We start from the raw sequence: 521 nt of genomic DNA, 5'->3' as shown, positions 1-521 counted from the left end.
GGTTTCTTGTTGGATGGTGTCGACGAATGCTTTCCATTCGGGGTAGCGGGTTTGTTCTTGGGTTTGTTTTTCTTTTGAGCGGGCGTTGATGGTGGCGGTTATCCAGGAGGCTATGCCGGTGATGGTGCTGGTGGTGCCTGTGGCGATGATGGTTGTTAGTGGTGTCATGGTGTGCCTCCTTTGCGTGTTGTTGGGTTATTGGGGCGGTTGTTGTGGGTTGGGTGCGGGGTGTCCTGGCGTTGCTCCTTGTGGAGTGGTGGGCGTAGGACGTGGTGGCGCAGGGGTGTGTGGGGTTGGTTGCGCCTCCTGTGGTGGCTGGGCTGGAGTGGGCCGATAGTCAGAGTGTTCGCCGGTGGTGATGGCGGCGAGGGCGCTGGCAATGGTGGCAGTGATACCACTGGTGTTTTGGAGCCAGGTATCAACTTGGTCGGGGCTGGCAATACCGAATGCGGTGACGGTGAGGGCGATGATGCCGGTGATGGTGTAGATGGTTTGTCGGATGTACCAGGGGGAGTGGGTGA

At 58.7% G+C, this 521-nt stretch carries 1 pseudogene; it reads right to left on the bottom strand.

Annotated features, from left to right (window positions below):
• Nucleotides 1–195: 195 nt before the first annotated feature.
• Nucleotides 196–521 (bottom strand): annotated as a pseudogene (locus QP990_RS12140) (hypothetical protein); the annotation flags it as partial.

Source organism: Corynebacterium sp. MSK071, from assembly GCF_030232125.1.
Lineage (GTDB): Bacteria > Actinomycetota > Actinomycetes > Mycobacteriales > Mycobacteriaceae > Corynebacterium > Corynebacterium kefirresidentii.
The sequence above is the reverse complement of the archived record's forward strand: the minus strand, read 5'-3'. Positions and strand labels throughout refer to the sequence as shown.